This window comes from Luteimonas sp. BLCC-B24, assembly GCF_028550595.1.
Taxonomy (GTDB): Bacteria; Pseudomonadota; Gammaproteobacteria; order Xanthomonadales; family Xanthomonadaceae; genus Luteimonas.
Genome location: NZ_JAQQGN010000001.1, coordinates 376,591 through 399,843, shown reverse-complemented (window position 1 = coordinate 399,843; position 23,253 = coordinate 376,591). Strand labels below are relative to the sequence as shown.

Sequence of the window (23,253 nt, the reverse complement as noted above, 5' to 3'; positions counted from 1 at the left end):
CCCAACAGGCATGCGATGAAATTCACCATTCCCACCTGGCTCACCCTGCTCCGGATCATGATGATCCCGGTGCTGGTGGTGGTGTTCTATCTGCCCTTCAAGTGGACGAACTTCGCGGCTGCGCTGATCTTCGGCCTGGCCTCGATCACCGACTGGCTGGACGGCTGGATCGCGCGGAAATACCACCAGTACTCGGCGTTCGGCGCGTTCCTCGATCCGGTGGCCGACAAGCTGATGGTGGCCGTCGCGCTGTTCCTGATCGTGCAGGGCCATCCGACGCCCTGGATGGCGTTCTGGGCGGCGGTCATCGTCGGACGCGAGATCGCGGTCTCGGCGCTGCGCGAATGGATGGCCGAACTCGGCCAGCGCGCCGCGGTGAAGGTCGCCGCCATCGGCAAGATCAAGACCATCGCGCAGATGGTCGCGCTGCTGTGTCTGCTGTACTCGGTGACGCCCGAGCGCCCACCCCGGCCCGAGCCGTGGATGGGGCACGTGGTGTTCGTCATCGGCGACTGGCTGTTGGCCATCGCGGCGGTGCTGACCTTGTGGTCGGGCTTCGCGTATCTGCGCGCGGCGTGGCCGATCATGCGTGCGGCGGAGAAGAACAAGTATTGACACCCCGTCCGCGACGGGTAGAATTTCGCCTCCCAAGCGGGAATAGCTCAGTTGGTAGAGCGCAACCTTGCCAAGGTTGAGGTCGAGGGTTCGAGCCCCTTTTCCCGCTCCAGTTTCGAACGCGAAACCCCGGGCAGTACGCGGGGTTTCGTTTTGTCGGCAGGCTTCGGTCGGCCGAAGGGTCACCGGCCTGGTGGCAGAGTGGTTATGCAGCGGATTGCAAATCCGTGTACGCCGGTTCGATTCCGACCCAGGCCTCCAGCCGGCGCTTCCATCGGGCACGGCGCTACAATCGGTTCATCGCGGGAATAGCTCAGTTGGTAGAGCGCAACCTTGCCAAGGTTGAGGTCGAGGGTTCGAGCCCCTTTTCCCGCTCCAGTTTCGAAAAGCCCTGCGAAAGCGGGGCTTTTTTGTTGTGGAGGCTGCACGGCGGTTCCAATCGCGCGCATGCTCAGGCACGCTGTCGACGCCTGCCCGGATGGCGAAACTGGTAGACGCACCGGACTTAAAATCCGTTGACCGCGAGGTCGTGCCGGTTCGATTCCGGCTCCGGGCACCACGAGGGCCGCGTGCAGGCGACGGGTCTGCGCGGCATTCACCGCGGCGGGATTACAGTCGTCCGCGTCGGCCGAACGCCGATCGACGACGGAGGCGCGCCGCGGATCGCGGCGATCGTGGACGCATGATCTCAGGCTCCAGACACAGCTTCCGGCTCGCGATCATCTCCCTGCTGGGCGTGACGACGGCGCTGACCCTGTCCGGCTTTCTGGTATGGCGACTGCTGCGCGGCGATGTCGTGGAAGCGGTCTTCGACGGCGCGGTGGTCGTCGGCATCCTGTCGATCGTCTGGCTGGCGTGGCGCGCGGAGCGCATCGATGTCGCCGGCACGCTGATGGCGGTGTTCAACAGCGCCGCGTGCATCGCCGCGACCTGGGTGATCGGTCCCGGGGTGGCCGGTTGGGTGTACGTGGCGCTGATGACGAATTTCTACATCGCCGGCACGCGCACCGCTGCCTTCTGCGGGCTGGTCCTGGTGCTCACCGCGACGGCGGTGCTGGCGCTCGGAGACGAGGCCTATCACTTCAGCACGCCGGTCACCTGGGCGCTGGTCTACGCCTTCTCGTACGCGTTCTCGCGCCGGGTGCGCCAGCACAACGATTCGCTGGAACTGCGCGCCAGTCAGGATCCGCTGACGGGGATGGCGAACCGCGGCGCGCTCGAGGCCCGGCTACAGGCGATCGTGGCCGGACGCGAGCACGGGCGTACGGGCCTACTGATTCTCGATATCGACCGCTTCAAGACGATCAATGACGACTTCGGGCACGCGGCGGGCGACGCGGTGCTCATCGCGCTGTCGCGGGTGCTGCAGGAGGAACGGCGCCAGGGCGACAGCGTGTACCGCTTCGGCGGCGAGGAGTTCGTGCTCGTCATTCCCGCAGGATCGGACGCCGCGCTCGAAGCGGTGGCCGAGCGCCTGCGCACCGCCGTGTCGACGCGTGTGGCGGGACCTGCGGGACCGGTCACGGTCTCTGTCGGCGGCGCGCTGCACAGCGGGGAACGGGACTGGCAAGACTGGTTCGCCCGCGCCGACGCCTCGCTCTATCTCGCCAAGCGCGCAGGACGGGACCGCGTGCACGTGGCGGAAGCGCTGATCGTCTAGCCGCAACCGTTTGACTACGCGCGCGCATTCGCGCGAGAACGTACGACAGGCGCACCCTGTGCGCACCCGGCCTGCCACGCGTTCTTAGGCGGTCGACGTGTCCGGCAGGGCGCGACGGCGCTGCCGCCGCAGGGCGCGTCGCATGCAGCGCAGGCGCCGACGGATACGCAGTATGCCGCCGGCGGCCAGCAGCAACGCCAGCGCGGTGGCGATCACGAACGCCCACGGCGCGAGTTCGGCCAGACCGCCGATGATCGAACCTGCCGTCCGGGCCATGGCGGCGGAAAACACCGCGCCGCCCAGCATCACGTACAGAGGCACGACGACCACCTGCCAGACCGTGCGCGCCGAGATCATGTGCGTGGCGTCCCGTCCGGCGCCGGCATGTCCGCCGACGATGAAGGCAGGGCGACCACGGCGCACGGCGGCAGGGATTCGCCGAACCGCCAATACCGCGCGGCATCCTCGCGCACCTCGCTCCACGACGACGAGCGGGGCGCGTGCTCCCAGAGCGAGCGCAGGCCCGGTTCCACCTCGTGCCAGTCCGCATCGGGCTGCCCGACCCGGATGGCGCGGGCCATTTCGGCGAGGATCACGTGGTGGCGGGCGTCGTGGCGCATCGGGAACAACGGCGGACGGCATCGGATGCGTCACGCTAGGCCGGCGTACGCCAAACCGCCGTGAAGCCATGGGCGCCCCGCCTGCAACCTTGACGCGCCGGCGTCGGCGGCATGTCTAGGATGGTCGGGCCGGCGGGTGCACGCCTCGGGCGTGGGGCCGGCGTCCCGTTTCGAACCGACGAAGGAGACCGATGGTCCGTTATCTGGCGTACGGCACGAGCATCGCGATGGCGCTGGTGTCGCTGTGGTTGGCGCTGCGCACCGGCACGGCCGGCTGGACACTGGCCGCGCTCGTCTTCGCGGCACTGTCGGTCCTGGGCACGTTCGACATCCTGCAGCCGAAAGCGACGCTGCGCCGCCTCTACCCGTTGACCGCCCATTTCCGTTACGGCCTGGAATCTTTCCGGCCCGAGATCCGCCAGTACTTCATCGAGGACGACCAGGATGAAGTGCCGTTCTCGCGCCAGCAGCGCGCGCTCGTCTACCAGCGGGCGAAGAACGTCAGCGATGTCGTGCCGTTCGGCAGCGAGTTGCCGATGTACGGCTCGAACTACGAGTGGATCAACCACTCACTGGTGCCGGCGCATGCCGAGTCGCACGACTTCCGTATCCCGGTGGGCGAGGAACGCGCCCAGCCGTATGCGGCGAGCGTGTTCAACATTTCGGCGATGAGTTTCGGCTCCCTCTCGGCGAATGCGGTGCGGGCGTTGAACCTGGGCGCCAAGCGCGGCGGGTTCTATCACGATACCGGGGAGGGGGCGATCGCCCGCTACCATCGCGAGCACGGAGGCGACCTGGTCTGGGAGATCGGCTCGGGCTATTTCGGCTGCCGCGATGCACAGGGACGGTTCGATGCGGAGAAGTTCGCCGCCCAGGCGGTGGATCCGCAGGTGCGGATGATCGAACTCAAGCTGTCGCAGGGGGCCAAGCCCGGTCACGGCGGCATGCTGCCCGGCGCCAAGGTCACGCCCGAGATCGCGGAGACGCGCGGCATTCCGGTCGGACAGGACTGCGAATCGCCGGCCGCGCACTCGACGTTCTCGACGCCCGTCGGCCTGCTCGAGTTCGTCGATCACCTGCGTGTGCTGTCGGGCGGCAAGCCGACCGGCTTCAAGCTGGCGATCGGCCACCCCTGGGAGTGGTTCGGCATCGCGAAGGCGATGCTCGAGACCGGCATCCTGCCGGACTTCATCGTCGTCGACGGTGCCGAGGGCGGCACCGGCGCAGCGCCGTCGGAGTTCATCAACCATGTCGGGCTGCCGCTGCAGGAAGCGCTGATGCTGGTGCACAACACCCTGGTCGGCGTCGGCCTGCGCGAGCGGGTACGCGTCGCCGCCGCGGGCAAGATCACCAGCGGTTTCGACATTGCGCGGGCGCTGGCGATGGGAGCCGACTTCTGCAACGCCGGGCGCGGCTTCATGTTCGCGCTGGGATGCATCCAGTCGCGCACATGCCACACCGATCACTGCCCGACCGGTGTGGCGACGCAGGACCCCGCGCGCTGGCGCCTGCTCGACGTGCCGGACAAGGCCGACCGCGTCTTCCATTTCCACCGCAACACGCTGCGCGCCCTGCGCGACATGATCGGCGCGGCCGGCCTGGAGCACCCGATGCAGCTCGGGCCCGAGCACATCCTGCGGCGCGTGTCGCCGACCGAGGTGCGCTCGCTCGCGGCGCTGTACCGCTTCCTCGAACCCGGCGAGCTGCTGGCCGGCGTGCCGGAGCATGCGGTGTTCCGGACCTTCTGGCCGCAGGCGCGTGCCGACAGTTTCGCCGCACCGCCGCGTGCAGCGGCGATGCACGCGGTCAAGCGCAAGGGATAGATCAGTCCAGAAGCGTCAGCAGGCGCTCGGTCGGCCGTCCGATCACCGCGCGCGTGCCGCGCACGAGAATCGGACGCTCGATGAGGACCGGGTGCGCGACCATCGCCTCGACGAGGGCGTCGTCGGCGATCCCGGGCGCGGCCAGGCCCAGGGTGCGGTAGGGCGCTTCGCCGGTGCGCAGCAGGGCACGCGGCTCCAGATCGAGTGCGTCCAGCAGGCTGCGCAGGGCGGCCGCATCCGGCGGCGTCTCGAGGTAGTGCACCACCCGTGGCGTGATGCCGCGCTCGGCCAGCAGGGCGAGTGCCGCGCGCGATTTGGAGCAGCGGGGGTTGTGATACAGGACGTAGGCATCGTTCATGGCGCGGGGTCCGTATGCGGCGGATCACTGCTGGCGGCGTGACGCGCGACCACCGCGGTCGCGGTGACCTGCCCACTGGTATTGGCGACGGTCGCGAACACGTCGGGAATGGTGTCGACCGCGAGCAGGACGCCCAGAGGCTCGACCGGCAGGCCCATCGCCTGGGTGACCGGCAGGTTGTTGGTCATGAAGCTCACCTGGCCCGGCAGGCCCACCGATCCCATGCTGATGACGATGCTCAGGCCGACCGCAACCGCGAGCTGGGCCGGACCCAGCTCGATGCCGTACATCCAGGCGATGAAGATCACGACGCTGAGGTACTGCGTGGGACTGGCGATCCGGAACAGCGATACCGCCATCGGCAGCACGAGCGAGGTCACCGCGAGCGGATAGCCGAGCCGCTGGCGCGCGCTGTCCACCATCACCGGCAGCGAGGCCAGCGAGGACTGGGTGCTCGCGGCGATCGCCTGCACCGGCAGCAGTGCCGCGGCGAAGCGACGCAGGCGCTCGCGCGCGACCACGACCGCCACGCCGTACATCAGCAGCGTGATCGCGATGTAGAGCGTGCACTGCAGCGCGATGTAGTAACCCAGTGCGGTGAGCACACCGAGCCCGACGTGGGCGCATACCGCGAGCACCAGCGCGAACACGCCCAGCGGCGCCGCCCACAGCACCCAGCGCACGATCACCAGCATCGTGTCGCCGATCGCGCGCACCAGTTCGAGCATGCGCTGGCGCCGCTCCGGCTCCAGGCGGGTCAGTGCGAAGCCGAAGAACATCGAGAACACCACCAGCGGCAACATCGCGCTGGCCGCCGCGGCAGCCAACGCGTTGCTCGGGATCACACTGGTGATCCAGAGGCCGAAATCCGGCGCCTGCGGCAGCGCCTCGGGCGCCTGGATCGCGGCGCGGAACAGGGCCACTTGGGTCTCGTCGCGTGGCAGCAGCGCGAGAAACGCGGGCGCCGCGACGGCGGCGAACGCGCCGCACACGGCCAGCAGGATCGCGAACACCGCCATCGCCAGCCGCGCGCTGCGTCCCGAGGCCGCGGCGTCGGCCGCCGAGTTGATGCCCACGATCACCAGTGCCGCCACCAGCGGCACCACCGTCATCTGCAGGGCATTGAGCCAGAGCCGGCCGACCGGCTGCGCGATGTCGGCCGCGGCGGTGGCGATCGCCGGATCCCATGCCGACAGCGACAGGCCGACGGCGGCACCGAGCACCAGCGCGGCGAGCACGCGGGCCGGCAGGGAGCGCCGGAAAACGGAGGAGGGGGCGGTGGTCATCGGCCGTGTGCGAGCGGAGGCCTGCGCAGCATGCCACGGGTGTCGGCGCCCGCCGTCGTCGACGGCCGTCGCGCTCCACACCGCGAGCTGTCCTAGCCCGCCGTCGCGAGATCCAGCGTGAGCATGTCGCGATGGTCGTCGCGGAAGCCCGCGCGCGTGTACAGCGCCTTGGCCCGGGGATTGTGGTGATGCACCTCCAGGCGCAGACGCGCGGCGCCCCAATCGCGGGCCTGTCGCGCGGCGAGCGCCAGCGCGGCCGCTCCGATTCCGCGCCCGCGCGCGTGACCGGCGACGAACAGTTCGTCCAGCAGCACGTAGGCGCCCCCCTGCTCCAGGCTGAAGTTGCGCGTGAGCACGAGATAGCCCGCGTCCGCCGCGTCGCCGAGCAGCAGGATGGTGCCGTGGGCGCTGTCGTCGATCAGCGCGGTCGCGGCCTTGGCCACGCGCCCGGGATCGAAGGGGATGCGGTCCTCGGCGCAGAAGGTGCGCATCATCATCAGCAGCGCCGGCAGATCGGCCGCGGTGGCCGGCCGCGCCGCGAGCGCTGCGCTCACGGCCGCAGCGCCGGCAGCCGCCACGACGCGGCGAGCCGTGCGTATTCGGCATCGGGCAGCAGCACGAAGCGCGGCGTCCGTGCGGGATCGAGCCATTGCAGCGCGGCATCGAGCGCCGCCGCGTCCATCGCCGTGCATCCGGCGGTGGTCTCGTCCGCGCGGCGCAGCAGGTGGGCGAAGATGCAGCTGCCGTGGCCGGGCACGCCGCCCGCGTTGTGCTCGATGACGAAGCCGCGGCGATAGCGGATGTCGCCCTCCTTGTGCAGATCCAGGCGCATCGGCTCGGTGGACCCTTCAACCGCCGCTTCACCGACGTCCCGCGCATCGACGATACGGTTGTAGAGCGGCGAGGCGGGCACGTCGATGCAATAGTGCGACGCCTGCATCGGCAGATAGGGCAGGGCGCCGATGCCGGTGGCGGCGTAACCGAAGGCGGGGCCGATGGCGAAGATGCCGGCCGGGGCCCGGCCGTCGCCTTCGCGCTTCTGCGGGCCCTGTGCTTGCGGCGGATGCAGGCCGAGACCCCAGGCGCTGCCGCTGCGTCCGAGCATCACCGGCACCTCGGCGCCGACCTGGCGCCATCGCCCGCCGTCGTCGCGTTCGAAACGCTGCAGGCGCGCGCCGGGCGCGTCCCAGTCCGCGCTGGTGACCACGATCAACTGGCGTGCATCGTCCAGCGGCGCCGCGGCGGACGGGGCCGGCGGCGCACTGCTGCAGGCGGCGAGCAGCAGCATCAGCGCCGACAGGCACCAGCGGGCGCGCGGGCGGAGCATCGGTGCAGGCATGGACATCTCCTCGGTGGATTGCGCAGCCGACGGCCGCGTGCGCGGGGCGGTATTCGCGTGTCTCTACAGTCCCACGGTCTGCAGGCCGGCGACCGCGGTGATGCCCAGCCCCGGGGCATCGGTGAGCGTGATCGTCGGGCCGTCGAAGTCCGCGCCGCCCTCGACGGGATTCTCCGCGCACAGCGCCGGACCGTCGAGATCGACGTAGTGGATCGCCTGGGATTTCGCGGCCGCCAGATGCGCCGCGGCCGTCACGCTGATCCGGCTCTCCAGCATGCAGCCGATCATGCAGGGCATGCCGTGCAGCGCAGCGATATCGGCCATGCGCAGTGCATTCGAGAGTCCGCCGCTCTTCATCAGCTTGATGTTGACGATGTCGGCGGCGCGCAGGCGGATCAGTTCGAGAAGGGCGCGTGGACCGAATACGCTCTCGTCGGCCATGACCGGTGTCGCGATGCGCGTGGTGACGAACTTCAGCCCCTCGAGATCGTCGGCGGGAACCGGCTGTTCGAGCAGCTCGGGCTGGATGCCGGAGGCCTCCAGGCCGAGCATGGTGCGCACCGCCTGCTTCGGGCTCCAGCCCTGGTTCGCGTCGAGACGCAGCCGCGCGCGGCCGCCGATCGCGTCGTGGAGCGCGCGCACGCGATCCAGGTCGGTGCCAGGGTCCAGACCGAGCTTGATCTTCAGCGCCACGTAGCCACGGTCGATGGCCGACAGCGCGTCGGCCACCATCGCATCGACGGGGCCGACACTGATCGTGATGTCGGTCGAAAGCGTCGGCAGACCGCCGCCGAGGATGCGGTACAGCGGCGCGCCGTGCCGCTGGGCGAACAGATCGAACAGCGCGATTTCGACCGCCGCCTTCGCACTGCTGTTGCCCGCGAGGGCGCCGTCGACGCGCTGGAGCAGGGCGTTGAAGGCGTCGATCTCGCCGCCGACAAGACGCGGCGCGATCACGCCGGCGACCGCGGCCACGATCGAGCCGCAGGTCTCGCCGGTAATGGCCGCCGTTGCCGGCGCCTCGCCGAAGCCGGTGTGTCCGGTATCCGTGCCGATACTGACCACCACGGTCTCGACGGCCTCCACGGTGCGCACCGCGGTCTTGAACGGGGTGCGCAAGGGCACGCGCAGCGTGCCCAGGTCGATGCGGGTGATCTTCATCGCGGTCGTGTCCGACGCATCAGCGCACGCGCTGGATACGGGCGATGCGATCGAGCATCGGCACCCCCTCGGCATCGGCGAGCAGCGGCGTCAGCGGTGTGACCACCACGCCGTTGAGCGCGGCGCGATGGACGCCGCCGTCCTCGCCGCGGAGATAGGTCCCGGCGGTGTCGTGGATCACCCACGGCTCGCCGTCGATGTGGCCGATGATCATCATCACGTGTCCGGGTACGAACACCAGATCGCCGATATCGGCCTCGCGCAGCCGCTGCAGCCGTCGCGCGCGTGGGGTGTCAGGGGCGAACGTGATGCCGTCCAGCGCCGCAGCCGAGGCCTGGGCACCGGTATTGCGCGGCAGCAGCACACCGACACTGCGGTAGATCTCCGAGACGAAGCCGCTGCAGTCGCGCGCGTTGTAGGCATGGCCCCAGCCGTAGCGCTCGCCGAGGAATTTGAAGGCCTGACGGATCAGCGTCGCGCGCGTGAACGGCAGCGGGGCGTCGTGCACATCGGCGGCACGCGGAATCGCGGCCGGCGCGAACGCCAGGGTGCCGTCCTCGCTGCGCACCGGCAGCTCGACGACGTGTGCGTAGTCCGGCACTTGGCCGTTCAGCGGTGCACCCGCGGGCCACGCCATACGCGGAACGCGCACACCCATCTCCAACTGCACGTCCGATACCGCAGGCGCCTCGGGCGTGAACACCGTGCGCGCGCTCGCGCCGGTGACGACGAGGCCGTCCGCCGCGCGCGCGGCGTAACCGGTCACCTGTGCGCGTGTGCCGAGCGCGACATGGTGTTGTTCGATCCATGCGGCGTAACGTTCGCTGACCACGAACAGCCAGGCGCCATCGCGGCTGCGGTGCAGCACCGCGACCGGCGTGCCGGGAAACAGCGCGTCTTCCTGGAACCGGTCGATGTCGGTGTCGTCGACGCGGCTGAACACACGCAGCGTGGTCGGAAACGTCCGCAGATCCGCGCGCCGCACGACCAGCCCGAACGCCGGCTCGACCGTGTCGCCGACGGCGTCGAGCGCGAGGTCGGCTGCCAGCGCATCGAGCGTCGCCCCGGCGAGCGGGCCGTCGGCGGTGAAACGCGGTGTGCTCGGCCGCACGGACGTCGTCGTGATCCACTCGATCACCGCCGCGCGTGACAGGGTGTGGGGCAGGGCGAGCGGCGCGTGGATCGACGGCTCGTTCCGCATCGCGGCGTTGACCGCCTCGATCGCCGTGCGATCGAGCACCGGTGCATCCGGCGCCTGCGCACGTGCGATCCAGAACCCGGGCGACAGCGTCTGCCCGCTCAGCCCGGGCACCGGAGGCGCATGTGCCGTGGGCGATGCGGCCTGCGCGCTGTGGCATCCGGACACCGCGAGCACGAGCGCGAGCGCGAACGACTCCACGGGACGGAAACGGGATGGACGCATCGCACCTCCTGCATCACGTGCACCGCACACGCGATTGGCGCATCGAGGATATGGGATTTGCCGCGGCGGGCAACCGCCACGCACACGCGGCATGCGCCGTCGTGCGCGCGATGTGCCGCTGGTGCAGGCGACCGCTTCCACATGCACTGCCGACGAGGCGTGCGCATCGCGTCGCGGGCGACGAAACCCGATCTGCGGATACGAAAAAGCCCCGCATCGCTGCGAGGCTTTTCGTTACCACTGGCGGAGCGGACGGGACTCGAACCCGCGACCTCCGGCGTGACAGGCCAGCATTCTAACCAGCTGAACTACCGCTCCGAGGCGCGAGATTCTACATGAAACTTCGCGCTTGGGAAGGGGTGATGTGCAGATCGCTGCGATGGATGTGCGGACGCGTCTGTGCGCGCTGCGCGGACGCTGCCGACGTCCGCGCAGCACGGTGCACGGAGGCACGCGGCGAAGGCGCGCGTCTCGACGCGGCGGCTCCACCGGCGTGGCGTGCCCGATCGTAATGCAGTGCGCATGGCGCCGATGCCGTCGTCGCACCGATGCGCAGGCGCAGGTGATGCACATGCCGGATCACGGGCATGCCGTTCCGGCGCAGACGCGCACGTGGCGGCTGGTGCAGTGCGGTGAACGGGCCCGTTACGCCCGGGAATCACGCAGTCGATGTCTCCGCGCCGAACGCACCGGAGACACGCGCTGCAAACACGCACTGCAGAAACACGCACTGCAGAAACACGCACTGTAGAGGCGCGCACAAAGAAAAACCCCGCGACATGCGCGGGGTTTCGCTTTGATCCGATGGCGGAGCGGACGGGACTCGAACCCGCGACCTCCGGCGTGACAGGCCAGCATTCTAACCAGCTGAACTACCGCTCCACATTGGAAACCTGGTGCGTGGTGGGTGCTGAGGGTTTCGAACCCCCGACCCTCTCCGTGTAAAGGAGACGCTCTACCGCTGAGCTAAGCACCCATGCGGAACCAACCAGCCGCTTACTTTACTGCATCCTTCAGCGCCTTGCCAGCCTTGAATGCAGGCACGGTCGAGGCGGGGATCTGGATCTGTTCCTTGGTCTGCGGGTTCAGGCCGGTACGCGCGGCGCGCGGACGGGCGACGAACGAACCGAAGCCGACGAAATTCACCGCTTCGCCGTTCTTCAGCGCTTCGGTGATCGTGTCGAGCACGGCGTCGACGGCGCGGCCGGCATCGGCGCGGGACAGACCGGCCTTTTCGGCGACGGCGGCAGTGATATCAGCTTTGGTATGGGCCATGAGCGTTCCTCTTCTCTTGTATGTGCGCGTGTGAGGCGTCTAGGAAATCGGGGCGCCAACCGGTGCGGCGGCCCGGGGGCGGTCGGAGGCGCATGGTACGCGATCGTTCCGGGGAATACGACTTCGCCCCGTGCCGCCTGCCGGGAACCCGATTCAGCCACCGCCCCGGCATCCCGGGGGCGGCCTGCGCGCGCGGCACCATGCGGGTAAACTGACCGGCTCGCCCATCCAGTGCCCGGACAATGCTGCAAGCGCTTCGAGAAAAGACCAGTGGTTGGATCGCAATCGCCATCGTGGCGGTGCTGGCGGTTCCGTTCGCCTTCTTCGGGATGGAGCAGTATCTCTTCCAGAACAACGCCGACTATGCGGCCAAGGTCGAGGCGCCGCCGAAGTGGTGGCGTTCCGCGCCGGACGTCTGGCTGGTGCGCAAGCTCGCCTGGTCGACGACGGAAGTCAGCGCCGCGGAATTCCGTGAGGCATTCGATGCGATGCGTGAACAGCGCCGTCAGGCGGAGGGCGAGAACTTCGACGCGCGCGGCTTCGAAACCATGGAGAGCAAGCGCGAGATCCTCGAGCAGCTGATCGACCGCGCCGTGCTCGCGCTTGCCGCCGAGCGCGCCAACATCGTGGTCGACAACCAGCAGGTGCAGTCGATCATCGCGTCGATCCCGGCGTTCCAGGTCGACGGCCGCTTCGATGCGCAGCGTTACCAGCTGGCGCTGCAGTCGGCGCAGCCGCCGCGCACGCCGCGCGAGTTCGAAGCCTCGGTGCGTCTCGACCTGCAGCGCGCACTGGTGCCGCAGGCGATCGCCGAGTCCGCTTTCGTGACGCCCGGCGAATCGGAGCGTCTGATGCGCCTGCTGGGCGAGCGCCGCGACGTGAGCTTCATCGTCGTGCCGCCGCCGGCGGTCGACGAGGCGCCGGTGGCCGATGCCGATCTGCAGAGCTGGTTCGAATCGCACGCCAACCGCTACCGCGCACCCGAGCAGGTCGCGCTCGAGTACATCGAGGTGCGCGGCGAGACCGCGGCGGCCGACGGCACGGTGGACGAGGCCGATGCGCGCGCGCATTTCGAGCAGGTCAAATCGCGCTTCACCGCGGCCGAGCGCCGTCTGGCCTCGCACATCCTGGTCGAAGTGCCGGCCGGCGCCGATGCCGCCGCGCAGCAGGCGGCGCAGGCAAAGGCGGCCGACATCGCCGCGCGCGCGAAGCAGCCGGGCGCGGATTTCGCGGCGCTGGCGCGCGCCGAATCCGACGACCCGGGCTCGAACCAGGGCGGTGGTGATCTGGGCTGGATCGAGACCGGCATGATGGCCGGCCCGTTCGAGGACACGCTGTTCGCGATGCAGCCCGGTCAGGTGAGCGATCCGGTGCGCACCGATTTCGGCTGGCACGTCCTGCAACTGCGCGAGGTCGATGCGGCGCGCCCGGTGACCTTCGAGGACGTGCGTGAGGAGATGGAACGCGAGGTCCGCGACAACGCCGGCTCCCAGGCCTACAACGAGCAGGTCGGCCGGATCGTCGACGAGATCAACCGGCATCCGATGTCGCTGGAGCAGGCCGCCACGGCGGCGCAGCTGCCGGTGCGTACGATCGGACCGTTCGCGCGTGGTGCCGGCAGCGGAATCGCCGCCCATCCGGCGGTGGTGCAGGCGGCGTTCTCGGAGGCGCTCACCCAGGACGGCACGGTGAGCGATCCGATCGAGATCGCGCCGAACCATACGGTGTTCATCCGCGTGACCAGCCACACCCCCGAGCGTGCCCAGACCCTCGACGAGGTGCGCGCCCGCGTCACCGCCGAGGTGCGGGCCGACCGTGCACGCAAGCAGGCCGAAGCCGCTGCGGACGCGATGGTCGCCGAACTCCAGGGCGGGGCGACGCTGCAGTCGCTGGCCGAGGCCCGTTCGCTGGAGGCGACCTCGGTGCCCGGCGTGCCGCGCGGCGCGCCGGTGCCGGACGCCACGGCGAACCAGGCCTATTTCCGTGCACGTCCGCCGGCGGAGGGCGCGACCACGCCGGGCCGCGTGCTGCTCGCCGACGGCAGCGTCGTCGTGTTCACGGTCGATCGGGTGATCGTGGGCGATCCCGCTGAAGCCAGCGAGCAGGAGCGGACGATGCTGCGTCAGCAGCTCGGCGCCTTGCTCGGCAGCGAGGACGCCGAGGTGCTGCAGCGTGCGCTGCGCAGCCAGATGAAGATCACCGTCAACGAAGCGCGTCTCTGACGAGACGCCTCGCTCGGCGGAATCCCGGAACGCCCGGCCAGTGCCGGGCGTTTCCGTGTCCGGGGCCGGTCAATCGCTGCAGTGCCGGCGCTGCGGCCGCGGCGGTGCACGCGGGGGCGTGACGGCGGCTCGCCCCAGGCCGCCGCGTGATCCGATGCATTGGCGGGTTCGGCCAGGCGCGCGCTCCGGGTCGGATCCCGACGATCACGCGGTGCGCTGCCCGGCCCTGCGCGTGCGGCAACGGACGCCACGACGGCGACCGCGTGGTGCGCCGCCGTCGTCCGCGCTGATCAGGGGGCGCCGTCGATCCGCAGTTCCATCCCCGGACGCAGGATGCTGCGCGCATCCAGGCCATTGCGTTCGAGCAGGATGCGGGTGCTCACCCCGTACTGGCGCGCGATCGCCCAGATCGAATCGCCATTGACGACGGTGTGCACGCGTCGGGCGACGGCCGACGCGATGTCCGACGCGGCCCCGACGGCCTCGTCGCGATCGGCTTCCGGCGGCGCTTCGGCCATGAACACCGGCGGCGCGGCCGCGGCTTGCGGCACCAGCACCTGGACGGGCTGGCCGATGCGGGCAACGCGCCCGTCACTGTGCGCGGGGTTGAGGCGACGCAACTGCTGGGCATCGGTCTCGTGGCGCGAGGCGAGGGTGTCGAGATCGCGGATGCCGTCGGGCACCGGAATCGCCTGCAGTATGGGCACGTCCCGGTCGAGTGCGGCCATCCAGCCCTCGCGTGTCTCGGCCTCCTTGATCACGCACGACAGCGCATGCAGTTTGCGCACGTAGCTGTGGGTGATGTCGGGCATCGCGAGCGCGGCCGGGTCGGCAGCCGCGGGCGCCTGACCGGCGCGCTTGAGCGCATTGAGGACGCGGTATTCGCCTGCGTTGTAGGCCATCACCGCCAGCCGCCAATCACCGGCGAACATGCCGTGCAGGGTCTTGAGATAACGCACGGCCGCGGTCGTGGCATCGGCCGGCGACAGCCGGCCGTCGTAGCCGGGTCGGATCGGAATCTCGTGATTGCGCGCGGTCACGGCGATGAACTGCCAGAGCCCGGCGGGGCCGGAGGCGCTGCGTGCACCCGGGCGGTAGCCGCTTTCGATGAAGGGGATCAGCGCGTATTCGGTGGGCAGATGGGCCTCGCGCATCGCGTCGACCACATAGCCGAACAGCGGCAGCACGTCGTTGTTGCGCGAGGTCAGCTGGCGCGGCACATGACCGAAATGCGAACGCCAGCGAGCGCTGGCGTCGTCGCTGCAATCCTGGTCGGCGAGGCCGTCGAGGAAACGGCGGTAGATGTCCTGGCCGTTGCGGACGGTGGGCCCGCCGGCCGCCGGTGCGGTGACGGCGGTCGCGACGGCGGCGTTGGAGGCGGCGACGCCGGGGTCAGGCCCGGCGAGCAGCGGCAGGGCCGGCATCGCCGCGAGCAGCAGGGCCGCGGCGAGCCGGGTGCCGGGACGCGCCCTCATGCGCGAAACCCGTCCTTCCAGCGCCGGAGCGCGGCGAAGACCGCCACGCGGTCCTTCTGCATCGCCCCGGCGTGGGCCGCGACCGCGTCGCGCACGGCGGGCGTGTCGACACGCAGAAACGGGTTGCACGCCAGTTCGCTGTGCAAGGAAACGGGAAGCGTCGGCCTGTGGGCACTGCGCATCGCGATGATCTCCTGTTCGCGGCGCTCGAGCGCCGCATTGTCCGGATCGACGGCGCGTGCGAACGCGGCGTTGGACCGGCTGTATTCGTGACCGCAGCACACCAGGGTGTCGGCGGGCAACGCCGCCAGGCGATCGAGTGAGTCCAGCATCTGGGAGGGCGTACCTTCGAACAGGCGCCCACAGCCAAGGCTGAACAGGGTATCGCCGCAAAACAAGTGCCCATGGCCGAAAAATGCGATGTGCGTCGCAGTATGGCCCGGGGCGGCGAGGACCTCGAAGCGCCAGGGGCCGCGTTCGACCCGGTCGCCGGCCTCGACCCGCGTCGTCGCGAGCGGGATGCGGGCGTCGTCGGGCGCGATGATCTCCAGCGTCGGCCAGCGCGCGCGCAGGGCAGGAACACCGCCGATATGGTCGTTGTGATGATGGGTCAGCAGCACCGCCCGTGGCTCGAATCCCTGCTCGGCCGCGGCCAGCAGTGGCTGCGCATCGCCCGGATCGACGACGATCGTGCCGCCATCGTCGGCCTCCAGCGTCCAGATGTAGTTGTCATCGAAGGCGGGGATCGGCTGCAGGCGCATCGTGTCCGGGCGGCGGCGGGCATGAAGCCCGTACAATGCCGACCATGCCCGCGATCTTCCCGACCGGTCAACCGGACGCCGCCAGCGACTGGTTCGCCACGCCCGCCGGCCTCGCCGTGCTCGCCAGCGAGCAGGCGCTCGTCGGCGAAGCGCTCCGCGCCCATCCGGGACTGCCGTGGCTGTGGCTCTCGCCGGGCGCGCCCGGGCAGGCCGTCGAAGGCCGCGGTCTGCATCTGATCCGCCGCGGCGCGCATCTGGAAGGCCCGGTCCGGTGCGCCTGCCCGCTGCCGCTGCCGAGCGAGGCGTTCGGCACGGTGATGCTCCAGCACGTGGTCGGCGGGCGGGACGAGGCACTTCTGCAGGAGGCCGCGCGGGTGCTCGCCCCCGGCGGCCACCTGTGGCTGCTGGTGCTCAATCCACTGACGCCGTACCGCTGGCGCTGGCGCGGCCACCGCATCACCAGTGCCGAACCGCTGACCTGGCGGCGGCGTCTGCGTGAGGCCGGACTCGCGCCCGACGCGGTGTCGCGCGGCGTCGGCCCGAGCTGGCGCGAAGTGCCTGCCGGCGACAGCCAGGACGGTCCGGGGCTGCGCGCGGCCTACGCGCTGCGTGGCCAGAAACGGCATCTTCCGCTCACCCCGGTCCGGCGCGCGCGCGCATTGCCGGTTCCCGCAGCGGCGCCGGCCGTCTGACTGCGCTCTTTCGTCCTTGGATTCCATGAAGTCGATCGTGATCTACACCGACGGTGCCTGCCTCGGTAATCCCGGCCCCGGTGGCTGGGGCGCGCTGCTGCGCTACCGCGACATCGAGCGCGAGCTCAGCGGGGGCGAACCGCAGACCACCAACAACCGCATGGAGCTGATGGCGGCGATCGTCGCGCTCGAAACCCTGACCGAGGCCTGCCGCGTCGACCTGCACACCGATTCCCAGTATGTCCGCCAGGGCATCACCGAATGGCTGCGCAACTGGGTGCGACGTGGCTGGAAGACCGCGGCCGGCGGCGCGGTGAAGAACCAGGACCTGTGGCAACGCCTGCAGGCGGCCAGCGAACGTCACACCATCGAATGGCATTGGGTCAAAGGCCATTCCGGTCATCCCGAGAACGAGCGCGTCGACGCACTCGCCACCGCGGCCGCGCGCGCGCAGCGCAGCGCCGTCGCCTGAACCCAGAGGACTCCGGCAGCATGCGGCAGATCGTGCTCGACACCGAAACCACCGGCCTGGAATGGAAGAAGGGCAACCGCGTGGTCGAGATCGGCTGCGTCGAGCTGGTCGAGCGGCGGCCGACCGGCCGGACCTATCACCAGTACATCCGCCCCGACTGCGATTTCGAACAGGGCGCGGCCGAGGTCACCGGCCTGAGCCTCGAATTCCTCGCCGACAAGCCGCCCTTCGAGGAGATCGCCGACGCGTTTCTCGCCTTCATCGACGGCGCCGAACTGGTGATCCACAACGCGGCCTTCGACGTCGGCTTCCTGGATTACGAGCTGTCACGGCTCGGCCCGCATTACGGCGACATCCGCGCGCGCGCGCGCATCGAGGATTCACTGTTGCTGGCCCGGCAGCGGTTCCCGGGACAGCGCAATTCCCTCGACGCGCTGTGCAAGCGGATGGGCGTGGACAACGCGCACCGTCAGCTGCACGGCGCGCTGCTCGATGCCCAGTTGCTGGCCGAGGTCTACCTCGCGCTCACCGCCGGCCAGCACGAGATCGGCTTCGAGGCGCCGGTCGACACCGGCCGTTCGGTGGCGCACCGGGTGATCGTGCAGCCCACCGGCGTGCGCCCCGCCTTGCGCGTGCCGGACGCGGATCTCGCCCTGCACGCGGCGCGCGTCGCGGCGATCCGGACGCGCGCGGGCCGCTGTCTGTGGGATGCCGCCGAGGAGGCCGCCCTGCCGGCCTGAGGTGATGCGGCGGCTACTGCCGTCGGATCAGGATCACCGTGACGTTGTCGGAGCCGCCGCCGTCCAGCGCGGCCGCCACCAGCCCGTCGACGCACTCCTGGGCGCTGCATTCGGTATGCGCCAGAACACGGGCGATCACGGCGTCGTCGACCTCTTCGGTCAGACCGTCGCTGCACAGCAGCAGCTGGGTGCCCGGCACCAGTTCGCCCGACAGCGTTTCGACATTGAGTGCGTCCGGATCGGTGACGCCCAGTGCCTGGGTCACCACATTGCGATGCGGATGGCTGCGGGCCTGGTCGACGCTGAGTGCACCCTTGGCGATGAGTTCCTGCACGTAACTGTGGTCCTGGGACAGCTGGGCCAGCTTGGCGTCGCGCCACAGGTAGACGCGGCTGTCGCCCACCCAGGCCACTTCGAAGCGCGGCCCCTGCACACGCGCCGCGACCACGGTGGTGCCCATCGGCAGGCTGTCGTTGCGGCGGCGCGAGGCGCGGATGATCTCCTCGTCGGCCACACGGATCGCGTGCGACAGGGAGGCGCCGGCGCGGATCTCGCGCACGATGGTCTCGCGCGCCAGTGCGCTGGCGACCTCGCCGTATTCGTGTCCGCCCATGCCGTCGGCGATCAGCCACAGGCCGAGCTCGCTGTCGCCGTAGTAGGTGTCCTCGTTGAGGTCGCGGCGCAGGCCGACGTGCGTCAGATGTCCGAACTCGATCATGCGGCTCCCGGCGCGTGCATGGTGGACCGACGCTGCGGACAACGGCGCCCGCGCGTCGGAACGGCCAGCGTCCGGGGGCGGGTGCGGATGGGCAGGATGAGGAACGGGAAAGTCGACGGCATGCGGCATTGTCGCGCCTGGGCTGCCGGCGAGCATAGGCCATGCGGCATGGGGCAGGCCAACGGCGCCGCGCAGTGCGCACCGGCGCAGCACCGGCACTGCGGACGGCAATCACGTCGCGCGCCCCGGGTGGCGTAAGGTGGGGCGTCCGCCCTGGTCCGGTTTTCTCGATGTCCGAACATGCAGCGTCCTGGCCCTGGTGCGAAGGTGAAATGGCCGAGCGGGTGCGAGATTTCGACTGGCGCGACACAGGGCTCGGTCCGATCGAGCGCTGGCCGGCCGCGCTTCGCCACGCGGTGGGGCTGATGCTGGAGTCCCCGGTGCCGATCGCCATCGCGTGGGGATCGCCGGGGTATTACCTCTACAACGACGCGTTGCGCCCCCTGCTGGGGAAACGGCATCCGCGCCAGTTCGCGCAGCCGTTCATCGAGGCGTGGCCGGAGATCGAGGCCCACGCCGCGTCGATGCTGGCCGAATCGCTGGCCGGACGTTCGGTGCAGCTGCGGGCGCAGCCCTTCGATCTGATGCGCGACGGCACCTGTGCCCGTGTGCTGCTCGACGTGGACTATTCGCCGATCCGCGACGAGGCCGGTCGCCCTGCCGGCATGTGGATGGTGGTCCGCGAACTGGCGCGCGAGGCCGCGGTGCGTGCAGCGGAAACGAGCGGCGATCGCGAACGCACCCTGCTCGCACTCAGCGATGCGTTGCGTGATCTCGGTGACCCGGGCGAGATCCACGACGCCGCATCCGCGTTGCTCGGCGTGCATCTGCAGGTGGATCGCATCGGTCACGCCGACTCGGGCCATGGCGGTCTGCTGATCCGCGACGGCTGGCCGAAACGGGGCCGGCCGCGCGCGCGGCCGGCAGCGGCCCTGGCGGGCCTGCTGATCGGCGAAGGCGGCTCGACCGCGGGCATGGTGATCGACGAGGTGGCCGCCGATCCGCGTGTCGACACCGCCGGCCGCGCACTCCTGTCCAGCCACGGCATCGCGGCGGTCGCGGCGCCGCCGCCACGCGCACCCGGCATCGACCGCTTCGTCGCCCTGAGCCGGGTGCCGCGGGTGTGGACGGCGTCGGAGCTCGGCCTGATCCGGGAATTCGGCGAGCGCACCCACTCGGCGGCCGAACGGGCACGCGCCAAACGGGCCCTGGCGACCAGCGAGCAGCGGTTCCGCGCCGTGGCCGATCAGGCCGAAGTGGGCATCGCGATCGCCGACCGCGACGGACGCCTGGTCTACGTCAACGATCGCCATTGCGACGTCATGGGGCGCTCCCGCGCGGCGCTGCTCGGCGTCCGCATCAAATCGCTGACCCACGCCGACGACTGGCCCGGCGACGCCGAGCGCATGGCCGCGCTGTACCGCGACGGCACTCCGTTTTCGACCGAAAAGCGGGTACTCGTCGACGGCCAGCCGCGCTGGATCCGCCTGGCGGTGGGACCGTGGCGCGACGGCTGCGGCGCGATCGCCGGAAGCCTTGCGGTGAGTCTCGACCTGACCTCGCGTCGCGTCGCCGAGCAGGGCCTGCGCGACAGCGAGGCGCGCTTCCGCCAGTTCGGCGATGCCTCCTCGGACGTGCTCTGGATCCGCAACGCGAAGACGCTGGCACTCGAATATCTCAGCCCCGCCTTCGAGACGATCTACGGTCAGGCGCGGGAGGTGTCCCAGCGCGACCCGGACTACTGGCTTTCCCTGGTCCATCCCGACGATCTCAAACGCGTGCGCGGCATCGTGCGCGGCGTGCGCCGGGGCGTGCGCGCCAGCTATGAATTCCGCATCGTGCGCCCCGTGGATGGGCGCGTGGTCTGGATCCGCAACACCGACTTCCCGGTACGTGACGACGCGGGCGAGGTGCAGCGCATCGGCGGCATCGGGCGCGACATCACCCGGGAGCGCGACGACGCGGCGATGATGGAAACCCTGGTGGCCGAGCTCCAGCACCGGACCCGCAACCTGATCGCGGTGGTCCAGTTGCTGGCCCGGCGCACCCTGCAGGAGAGCGGTGACATCGACGCGTTCGGGCGGCGCTTCGAGGCCCGGCTCGCGGCGCTGGGACGGGTGCAGGGCCTGCTGTCGCAACGTCCCGACGGGCAGGCCGTCACCTTCGATGCTCTCCTGCACCAGGAACTCGACGCGCATGGCGTGGGCGCGCGCGCGGATTCCCGTGTCGACCTGCGCGGGCCGACGGGTGTGCCGCTGCGCGCGCGTCTCGTGCAGACCCTCGCGCTGGCGCTGCACGAGCTGACCACGAACGCCCTCAAATACGGTGCCCTGTCCGATGCCGGTGGTCGGCTCGCCGTCACCTGGTGCATCGAGGGACGGGACGAGGGGAAGGGGCCGGCCCTGCGGGTGACCTGGGAAGAGCGCGGCGTCCGGCTGGATCCGTTGCGCACGTCGGACGGCTACGGCCGCGAACTCATCGAACGCGCATTGCCCTACCAGCTCAAGGCGCGAACCCACTATGAACTGCGCAAGGACGGCGTCTTCTGCACGATCGAGGTCCCCCTCGACGACGAGTCCGGAGTGCCCCTGCAATGACCCCACGGGCCTACCGCGTTCTGGTGGCGGAAGACGAATACATGCTCGCCCTGCATCTGCAGGACGGCCTGACGGCACGCGGGCTCGAGCCGGTCGGGCCGCTTGCGACCCTGCGCGACGTGGAGGCGCTGCTCGAGACCGGTGCGCCACTGGACGCCGCGATTCTCGACGTCAATCTCGGCGGAGAGCGGATATTTCCCGTGGCCGCGCGTTTGCGTACGCGCGGGGTGCGGTGCGTGTTCGTGTCCGGTTACGACCGCGCGCTGCTGCCCGCGGGCTTCGACGACGTGCCGCATTGCCTGAAGCCCGTCGACATCGATGAGGTGCTCGCGGCACTGAACCTCTAGCCGCGCTCCGGCGCCGCATTGACGTGACGCTCGGGCCGCGCGTGCAGGAGCTGGGCCGCCCGGCGGCAGGCGCCCGCGCTCTCTTCGAGAAAGAATCCGGCCCGACCGGGATCATCGGACTCGAGCGCACTGCGCGCCGCCGCCACCGCGACCGTCGCTGCGTTCACCGCATTGCGCAGCGCATGCAGCCAGGCCGGATCCGCGTCCGGCGGCACGGGTGCCGCACTCATTCCGCTGCGCCGTCCGCGCCCACGCGACGGATGCCCAGACGCGCGAGCTGGTTGTGGACGGTGCGCACGCTCACGCCGAGCGCACGTGCCGTCGCGGTCTTGTCGTTGTCGAAATGGGCGAGGGTCTTCAGCAGGGCGCGCCGTTCGATCTCCGCCAGCGGCGTGCCCACCGAGAACAGGATCGACGTCTCGGATTCCTTCCAGACCGCGGCACTCGGCAGCTGCGGTTTCACGTGGAGGTCGGTGCCGTCCTGCAGGAGATAGGCCCGCTGTACGGCACTGCGCAGCTCGCGCACGTTCCCCGGCCAGCTGTGGCGCAGCAGTGCCGCTTCGCCTCCGGGCGCAAGCCGCTTTTCCTTCCGGTAGTGCGCATTGAGCCGCTCGATGAAGTGATGCGCGAGCACCACGACGTCCTCGCCGCGCTCACGCAGCGGGGGCAGGGCGATCCCCGCCTGCGCGATGGCGTAATACAGGTCCGGCCGCAGCAGGCGATCGCGCATGGCGTCGTGCGGGTCGCGCTCGATCGCAGCGACGATGCGGATCGGCGCCGGTGCCGGCGGGTTCGCGGCATCGAGGCCCAGGCCGAAGCCCGGGGTATCCAGTGCTTCCGCCAGCTGCGCCTGCAGATCGAGCGGCATCTGGTCGACGGCATCGAGAAACAACGTGCCGCCGCGCGCGCGCGCGTAGGCGCCGCGGAGCGAGGGCCCTGCGCTCGCCTGCGCATCCGCGCCGAACAACGCGGCGACAAGGTCAGCCGGTGCGAGCGCGCTGCAATCCAGGGTGACGAGGGGGCCGCGCCGGCCGCTCGCCGCGTGCAGGGCCGAGGCCACCAGGGCCTTGCCGCTGCCGGCCTCGCCGGAGACGAGGACCGAGGCATCGGTCGGTCCGGTGCGCAAGACCGCATCGACCACCGCGCGGAGCTGGGGCGCATTGCCGACCAGACCGCTCACGGCCGACAGATCCACCGGTGCGGCCGCGACCGGGCGCCAGCGTGCGGCGACGCGTTCCATCACGCTGCGCAGCTGCGCGGGGTCGAGCGGTTTGACCAGATACTCGATGACCGGGGTCGCCACCGCACGTGCGGCCGATTCGAGCGACGGGCGTCCGGTGACGATGACCACCTGGCCGTGCTCGGCCAGATCGACATCATCCAGAAGATCCATGCCCGAGCCATCCGGCAACTGGAGGTCGAGCAGAACCAGATCCGCGCGCGTCCGTGCGAGGAAGGTGCGTGCTTCGGCGAGCGTCTCCGCCAGCTGGACGCGGAACCCGGCGGAAAACGCCAGCTGGCCGGCCGCGCGGGCGAAGGTACCGTCATCGTCCAAGATCAGTGCTGTGGGCTGTGGCATGACCGACTCCTTGAGCGAATGCCCGCACTG

The 23,253-nt window shown here is 70.2% G+C and carries 23 protein-coding genes and 7 tRNA genes; 13 read left to right on the top strand and 17 right to left on the bottom strand.

Annotated elements, in window-relative coordinates; genetic code table 11:
- Positions 1-15 precede the first annotated feature (15 nt).
- The 6 genes from pgsA to PQS31_RS02030 all read left to right on the top strand — a co-directional run bounded on the left by pgsA (position 16) and on the right by PQS31_RS02030 (position 2,275).
- Positions 16-615 carry a CDP-diacylglycerol--glycerol-3-phosphate 3-phosphatidyltransferase gene (pgsA, locus tag PQS31_RS02055; RefSeq protein ID WP_272761015.1) on the top strand — a complete coding sequence of 200 codons (600 nt, stop codon included), beginning with the start codon at positions 16-18 and terminating at the stop codon, positions 613-615.
- A gap of 36 nt (positions 616-651) precedes the next feature.
- Positions 652-727: transfer RNA gene (locus PQS31_RS02050), tRNA-Gly, on the top strand.
- A 75-nt stretch (positions 728-802) separates the two neighbouring features.
- Positions 803-876: transfer RNA gene (locus PQS31_RS02045), tRNA-Cys, on the top strand.
- A gap of 41 nt (positions 877-917) precedes the next feature.
- Positions 918-993, top strand: a tRNA-Gly gene (locus PQS31_RS02040).
- Positions 994-1,087: 94 nt separating this feature from the next.
- A tRNA-Leu gene (locus PQS31_RS02035) sits at positions 1,088-1,174 on the top strand.
- Positions 1,175-1,297: 123 nt separating this feature from the next.
- Positions 1,298-2,275: a GGDEF domain-containing protein gene (locus PQS31_RS02030; protein WP_272761014.1), complete on the top strand. Its 978-nt coding sequence runs from the start codon at positions 1,298-1,300 to the stop codon at positions 2,273-2,275.
- A gap of 84 nt (positions 2,276-2,359) precedes the next feature.
- Here PQS31_RS02030 and PQS31_RS02025 read toward each other — a convergent pair whose 3' ends face one another.
- Both PQS31_RS02025 and PQS31_RS02020 read right to left on the bottom strand, forming a co-directional pair.
- Entirely contained in the window at positions 2,360-2,632 is a 273-nt protein-coding gene (locus PQS31_RS02025) for a hypothetical protein (protein ID WP_272761013.1), read from the bottom strand.
- Positions 2,629-2,871: a hypothetical protein gene (locus tag PQS31_RS02020; protein ID WP_272761012.1), complete on the bottom strand. Its 243-nt coding sequence runs from the start codon at positions 2,869-2,871 to the stop codon at positions 2,629-2,631. Before PQS31_RS02020 ends, PQS31_RS02025 begins: the two co-directional genes overlap by 4 nt.
- Before the next feature lie 215 nt (positions 2,872-3,086).
- On the opposite strand from PQS31_RS02020, the gene PQS31_RS02015 reads away from it, so the two are divergent.
- Positions 3,087-4,718: an FMN-binding glutamate synthase family protein gene (locus PQS31_RS02015; RefSeq protein WP_272761011.1), complete on the top strand. Its 1,632-nt coding sequence runs from the start codon at positions 3,087-3,089 to the stop codon at positions 4,716-4,718.
- Between the two features lies 1 nt (position 4,719).
- Here the strand turns inward: PQS31_RS02015 and arsC are convergent, their stop codons facing one another.
- The 10 genes from arsC to PQS31_RS01965 form a co-directional block, all read right to left on the bottom strand.
- A complete protein-coding gene (arsC, locus tag PQS31_RS02010) occupies positions 4,720-5,076 on the bottom strand; it encodes an arsenate reductase (glutaredoxin) (protein WP_272761010.1) in 357 nt (118 codons plus the stop codon).
- A complete protein-coding gene (locus tag PQS31_RS02005; protein ID WP_272761009.1) occupies positions 5,073-6,362 on the bottom strand; it encodes a dicarboxylate/amino acid:cation symporter in 1,290 nt (429 codons plus the stop codon). The genes arsC and PQS31_RS02005 overlap by 4 nt, the downstream gene beginning before the upstream one ends.
- Positions 6,363-6,454: 92 nt before the next feature.
- Entirely contained in the window at positions 6,455-6,916 is a 462-nt protein-coding gene (locus PQS31_RS02000; protein WP_272761008.1) for a GNAT family N-acetyltransferase, read from the bottom strand.
- Positions 6,913-7,650 (bottom strand): hypothetical protein, encoded by a 738-nt coding sequence (locus PQS31_RS01995; RefSeq protein ID WP_272761437.1) that lies wholly within the window; start codon positions 7,648-7,650, stop codon positions 6,913-6,915. Before PQS31_RS01995 ends, PQS31_RS02000 begins: the two co-directional genes overlap by 4 nt.
- A 114-nt stretch (positions 7,651-7,764) precedes the next feature.
- Complete coding sequence (locus tag PQS31_RS01990) at positions 7,765-8,862, bottom strand: dipeptide epimerase (protein ID WP_272761007.1); 1,098 nt, start codon at positions 8,860-8,862, stop codon at positions 7,765-7,767.
- A 19-nt stretch (positions 8,863-8,881) separates the two neighbouring features.
- Positions 8,882-10,285: an SH3 domain-containing protein gene (locus PQS31_RS01985; RefSeq protein ID WP_272761006.1), complete on the bottom strand. Its 1,404-nt coding sequence runs from the start codon at positions 10,283-10,285 to the stop codon at positions 8,882-8,884.
- Between the two features lie 241 nt (positions 10,286-10,526).
- Positions 10,527-10,603: transfer RNA gene (locus PQS31_RS01980), tRNA-Asp, on the bottom strand.
- Between the two features lie 487 nt (positions 10,604-11,090).
- Positions 11,091-11,167 (bottom strand) — tRNA-Asp (locus PQS31_RS01975).
- Between the two features lie 19 nt (positions 11,168-11,186).
- Positions 11,187-11,261 (bottom strand) — tRNA-Val (locus PQS31_RS01970).
- A gap of 20 nt (positions 11,262-11,281) precedes the next feature.
- Positions 11,282-11,560 (bottom strand): HU family DNA-binding protein, encoded by a 279-nt coding sequence (locus tag PQS31_RS01965; RefSeq protein ID WP_096208882.1) that lies wholly within the window; start codon positions 11,558-11,560, stop codon positions 11,282-11,284.
- A gap of 242 nt (positions 11,561-11,802) precedes the next feature.
- Between PQS31_RS01965 and PQS31_RS01960 the strand changes: the two genes are divergently transcribed.
- Positions 11,803-13,782: a SurA N-terminal domain-containing protein gene (locus PQS31_RS01960; protein ID WP_272761005.1), complete on the top strand. Its 1,980-nt coding sequence runs from the start codon at positions 11,803-11,805 to the stop codon at positions 13,780-13,782.
- A gap of 290 nt (positions 13,783-14,072) precedes the next feature.
- Here the strand turns inward: PQS31_RS01960 and PQS31_RS01955 are convergent, their stop codons facing one another.
- Positions 14,073-15,257: a lytic transglycosylase domain-containing protein gene (locus tag PQS31_RS01955; protein WP_272761004.1), complete on the bottom strand. Its 1,185-nt coding sequence runs from the start codon at positions 15,255-15,257 to the stop codon at positions 14,073-14,075.
- A complete protein-coding gene (gene gloB / locus PQS31_RS01950; RefSeq protein ID WP_272761003.1) occupies positions 15,254-16,018 on the bottom strand; it encodes a hydroxyacylglutathione hydrolase in 765 nt (254 codons plus the stop codon). The genes PQS31_RS01955 and gloB overlap by 4 nt, the downstream gene beginning before the upstream one ends.
- A 35-nt stretch (positions 16,019-16,053) precedes the next feature.
- On the opposite strand from gloB, the gene PQS31_RS01945 reads away from it, so the two are divergent.
- The 3 genes from PQS31_RS01945 to dnaQ are packed head-to-tail and all read left to right on the top strand — an operon-like array spanning position 16,054 to position 17,922.
- Positions 16,054-16,710 (top strand): hypothetical protein, encoded by a 657-nt coding sequence (locus PQS31_RS01945; protein ID WP_272761002.1) that lies wholly within the window; start codon positions 16,054-16,056, stop codon positions 16,708-16,710.
- Positions 16,711-16,735: 25 nt separating this feature from the next.
- Positions 16,736-17,182: a ribonuclease HI gene (gene rnhA / locus PQS31_RS01940; RefSeq protein WP_096208878.1), complete on the top strand. Its 447-nt coding sequence runs from the start codon at positions 16,736-16,738 to the stop codon at positions 17,180-17,182.
- 20 nt (positions 17,183-17,202) lie between these two features.
- Positions 17,203-17,922 (top strand): DNA polymerase III subunit epsilon, encoded by a 720-nt coding sequence (gene dnaQ / locus PQS31_RS01935; protein ID WP_272761001.1) that lies wholly within the window; start codon positions 17,203-17,205, stop codon positions 17,920-17,922.
- A gap of 13 nt (positions 17,923-17,935) precedes the next feature.
- Here dnaQ and PQS31_RS01930 read toward each other — a convergent pair whose 3' ends face one another.
- Positions 17,936-18,640, bottom strand: a complete 705-nt coding sequence (locus PQS31_RS01930; RefSeq protein WP_272761000.1) for a protein phosphatase 2C domain-containing protein — start codon at positions 18,638-18,640, stop codon at positions 17,936-17,938.
- 290 nt (positions 18,641-18,930) lie between these two features.
- On the opposite strand from PQS31_RS01930, the gene PQS31_RS01925 reads away from it, so the two are divergent.
- Both PQS31_RS01925 and PQS31_RS01920 read left to right on the top strand, forming a co-directional pair.
- Positions 18,931-21,297, top strand: a complete 2,367-nt coding sequence (locus PQS31_RS01925) for a PAS domain S-box protein (RefSeq protein WP_272760999.1) — start codon at positions 18,931-18,933, stop codon at positions 21,295-21,297.
- Positions 21,294-21,644 (top strand): response regulator, encoded by a 351-nt coding sequence (locus tag PQS31_RS01920; protein ID WP_272760998.1) that lies wholly within the window; start codon positions 21,294-21,296, stop codon positions 21,642-21,644. Before PQS31_RS01925 ends, PQS31_RS01920 begins: the two co-directional genes overlap by 4 nt.
- Here PQS31_RS01920 and PQS31_RS01915 read toward each other — a convergent pair.
- Together PQS31_RS01915 and PQS31_RS01910 are read right to left on the bottom strand one after the other, a co-directional pair.
- Entirely contained in the window at positions 21,641-21,874 is a 234-nt protein-coding gene (locus PQS31_RS01915; protein ID WP_272760997.1) for a hypothetical protein, read from the bottom strand. The two genes, PQS31_RS01920 and PQS31_RS01915, sit on opposite strands and share 4 nt — an antisense overlap.
- Positions 21,871-23,223, bottom strand: a complete 1,353-nt coding sequence (locus PQS31_RS01910; RefSeq protein WP_272760996.1) for a sigma-54 dependent transcriptional regulator — start codon at positions 23,221-23,223, stop codon at positions 21,871-21,873. The genes PQS31_RS01915 and PQS31_RS01910 overlap by 4 nt, the downstream gene beginning before the upstream one ends.
- Positions 23,224-23,253 lie beyond the last annotated feature (30 nt).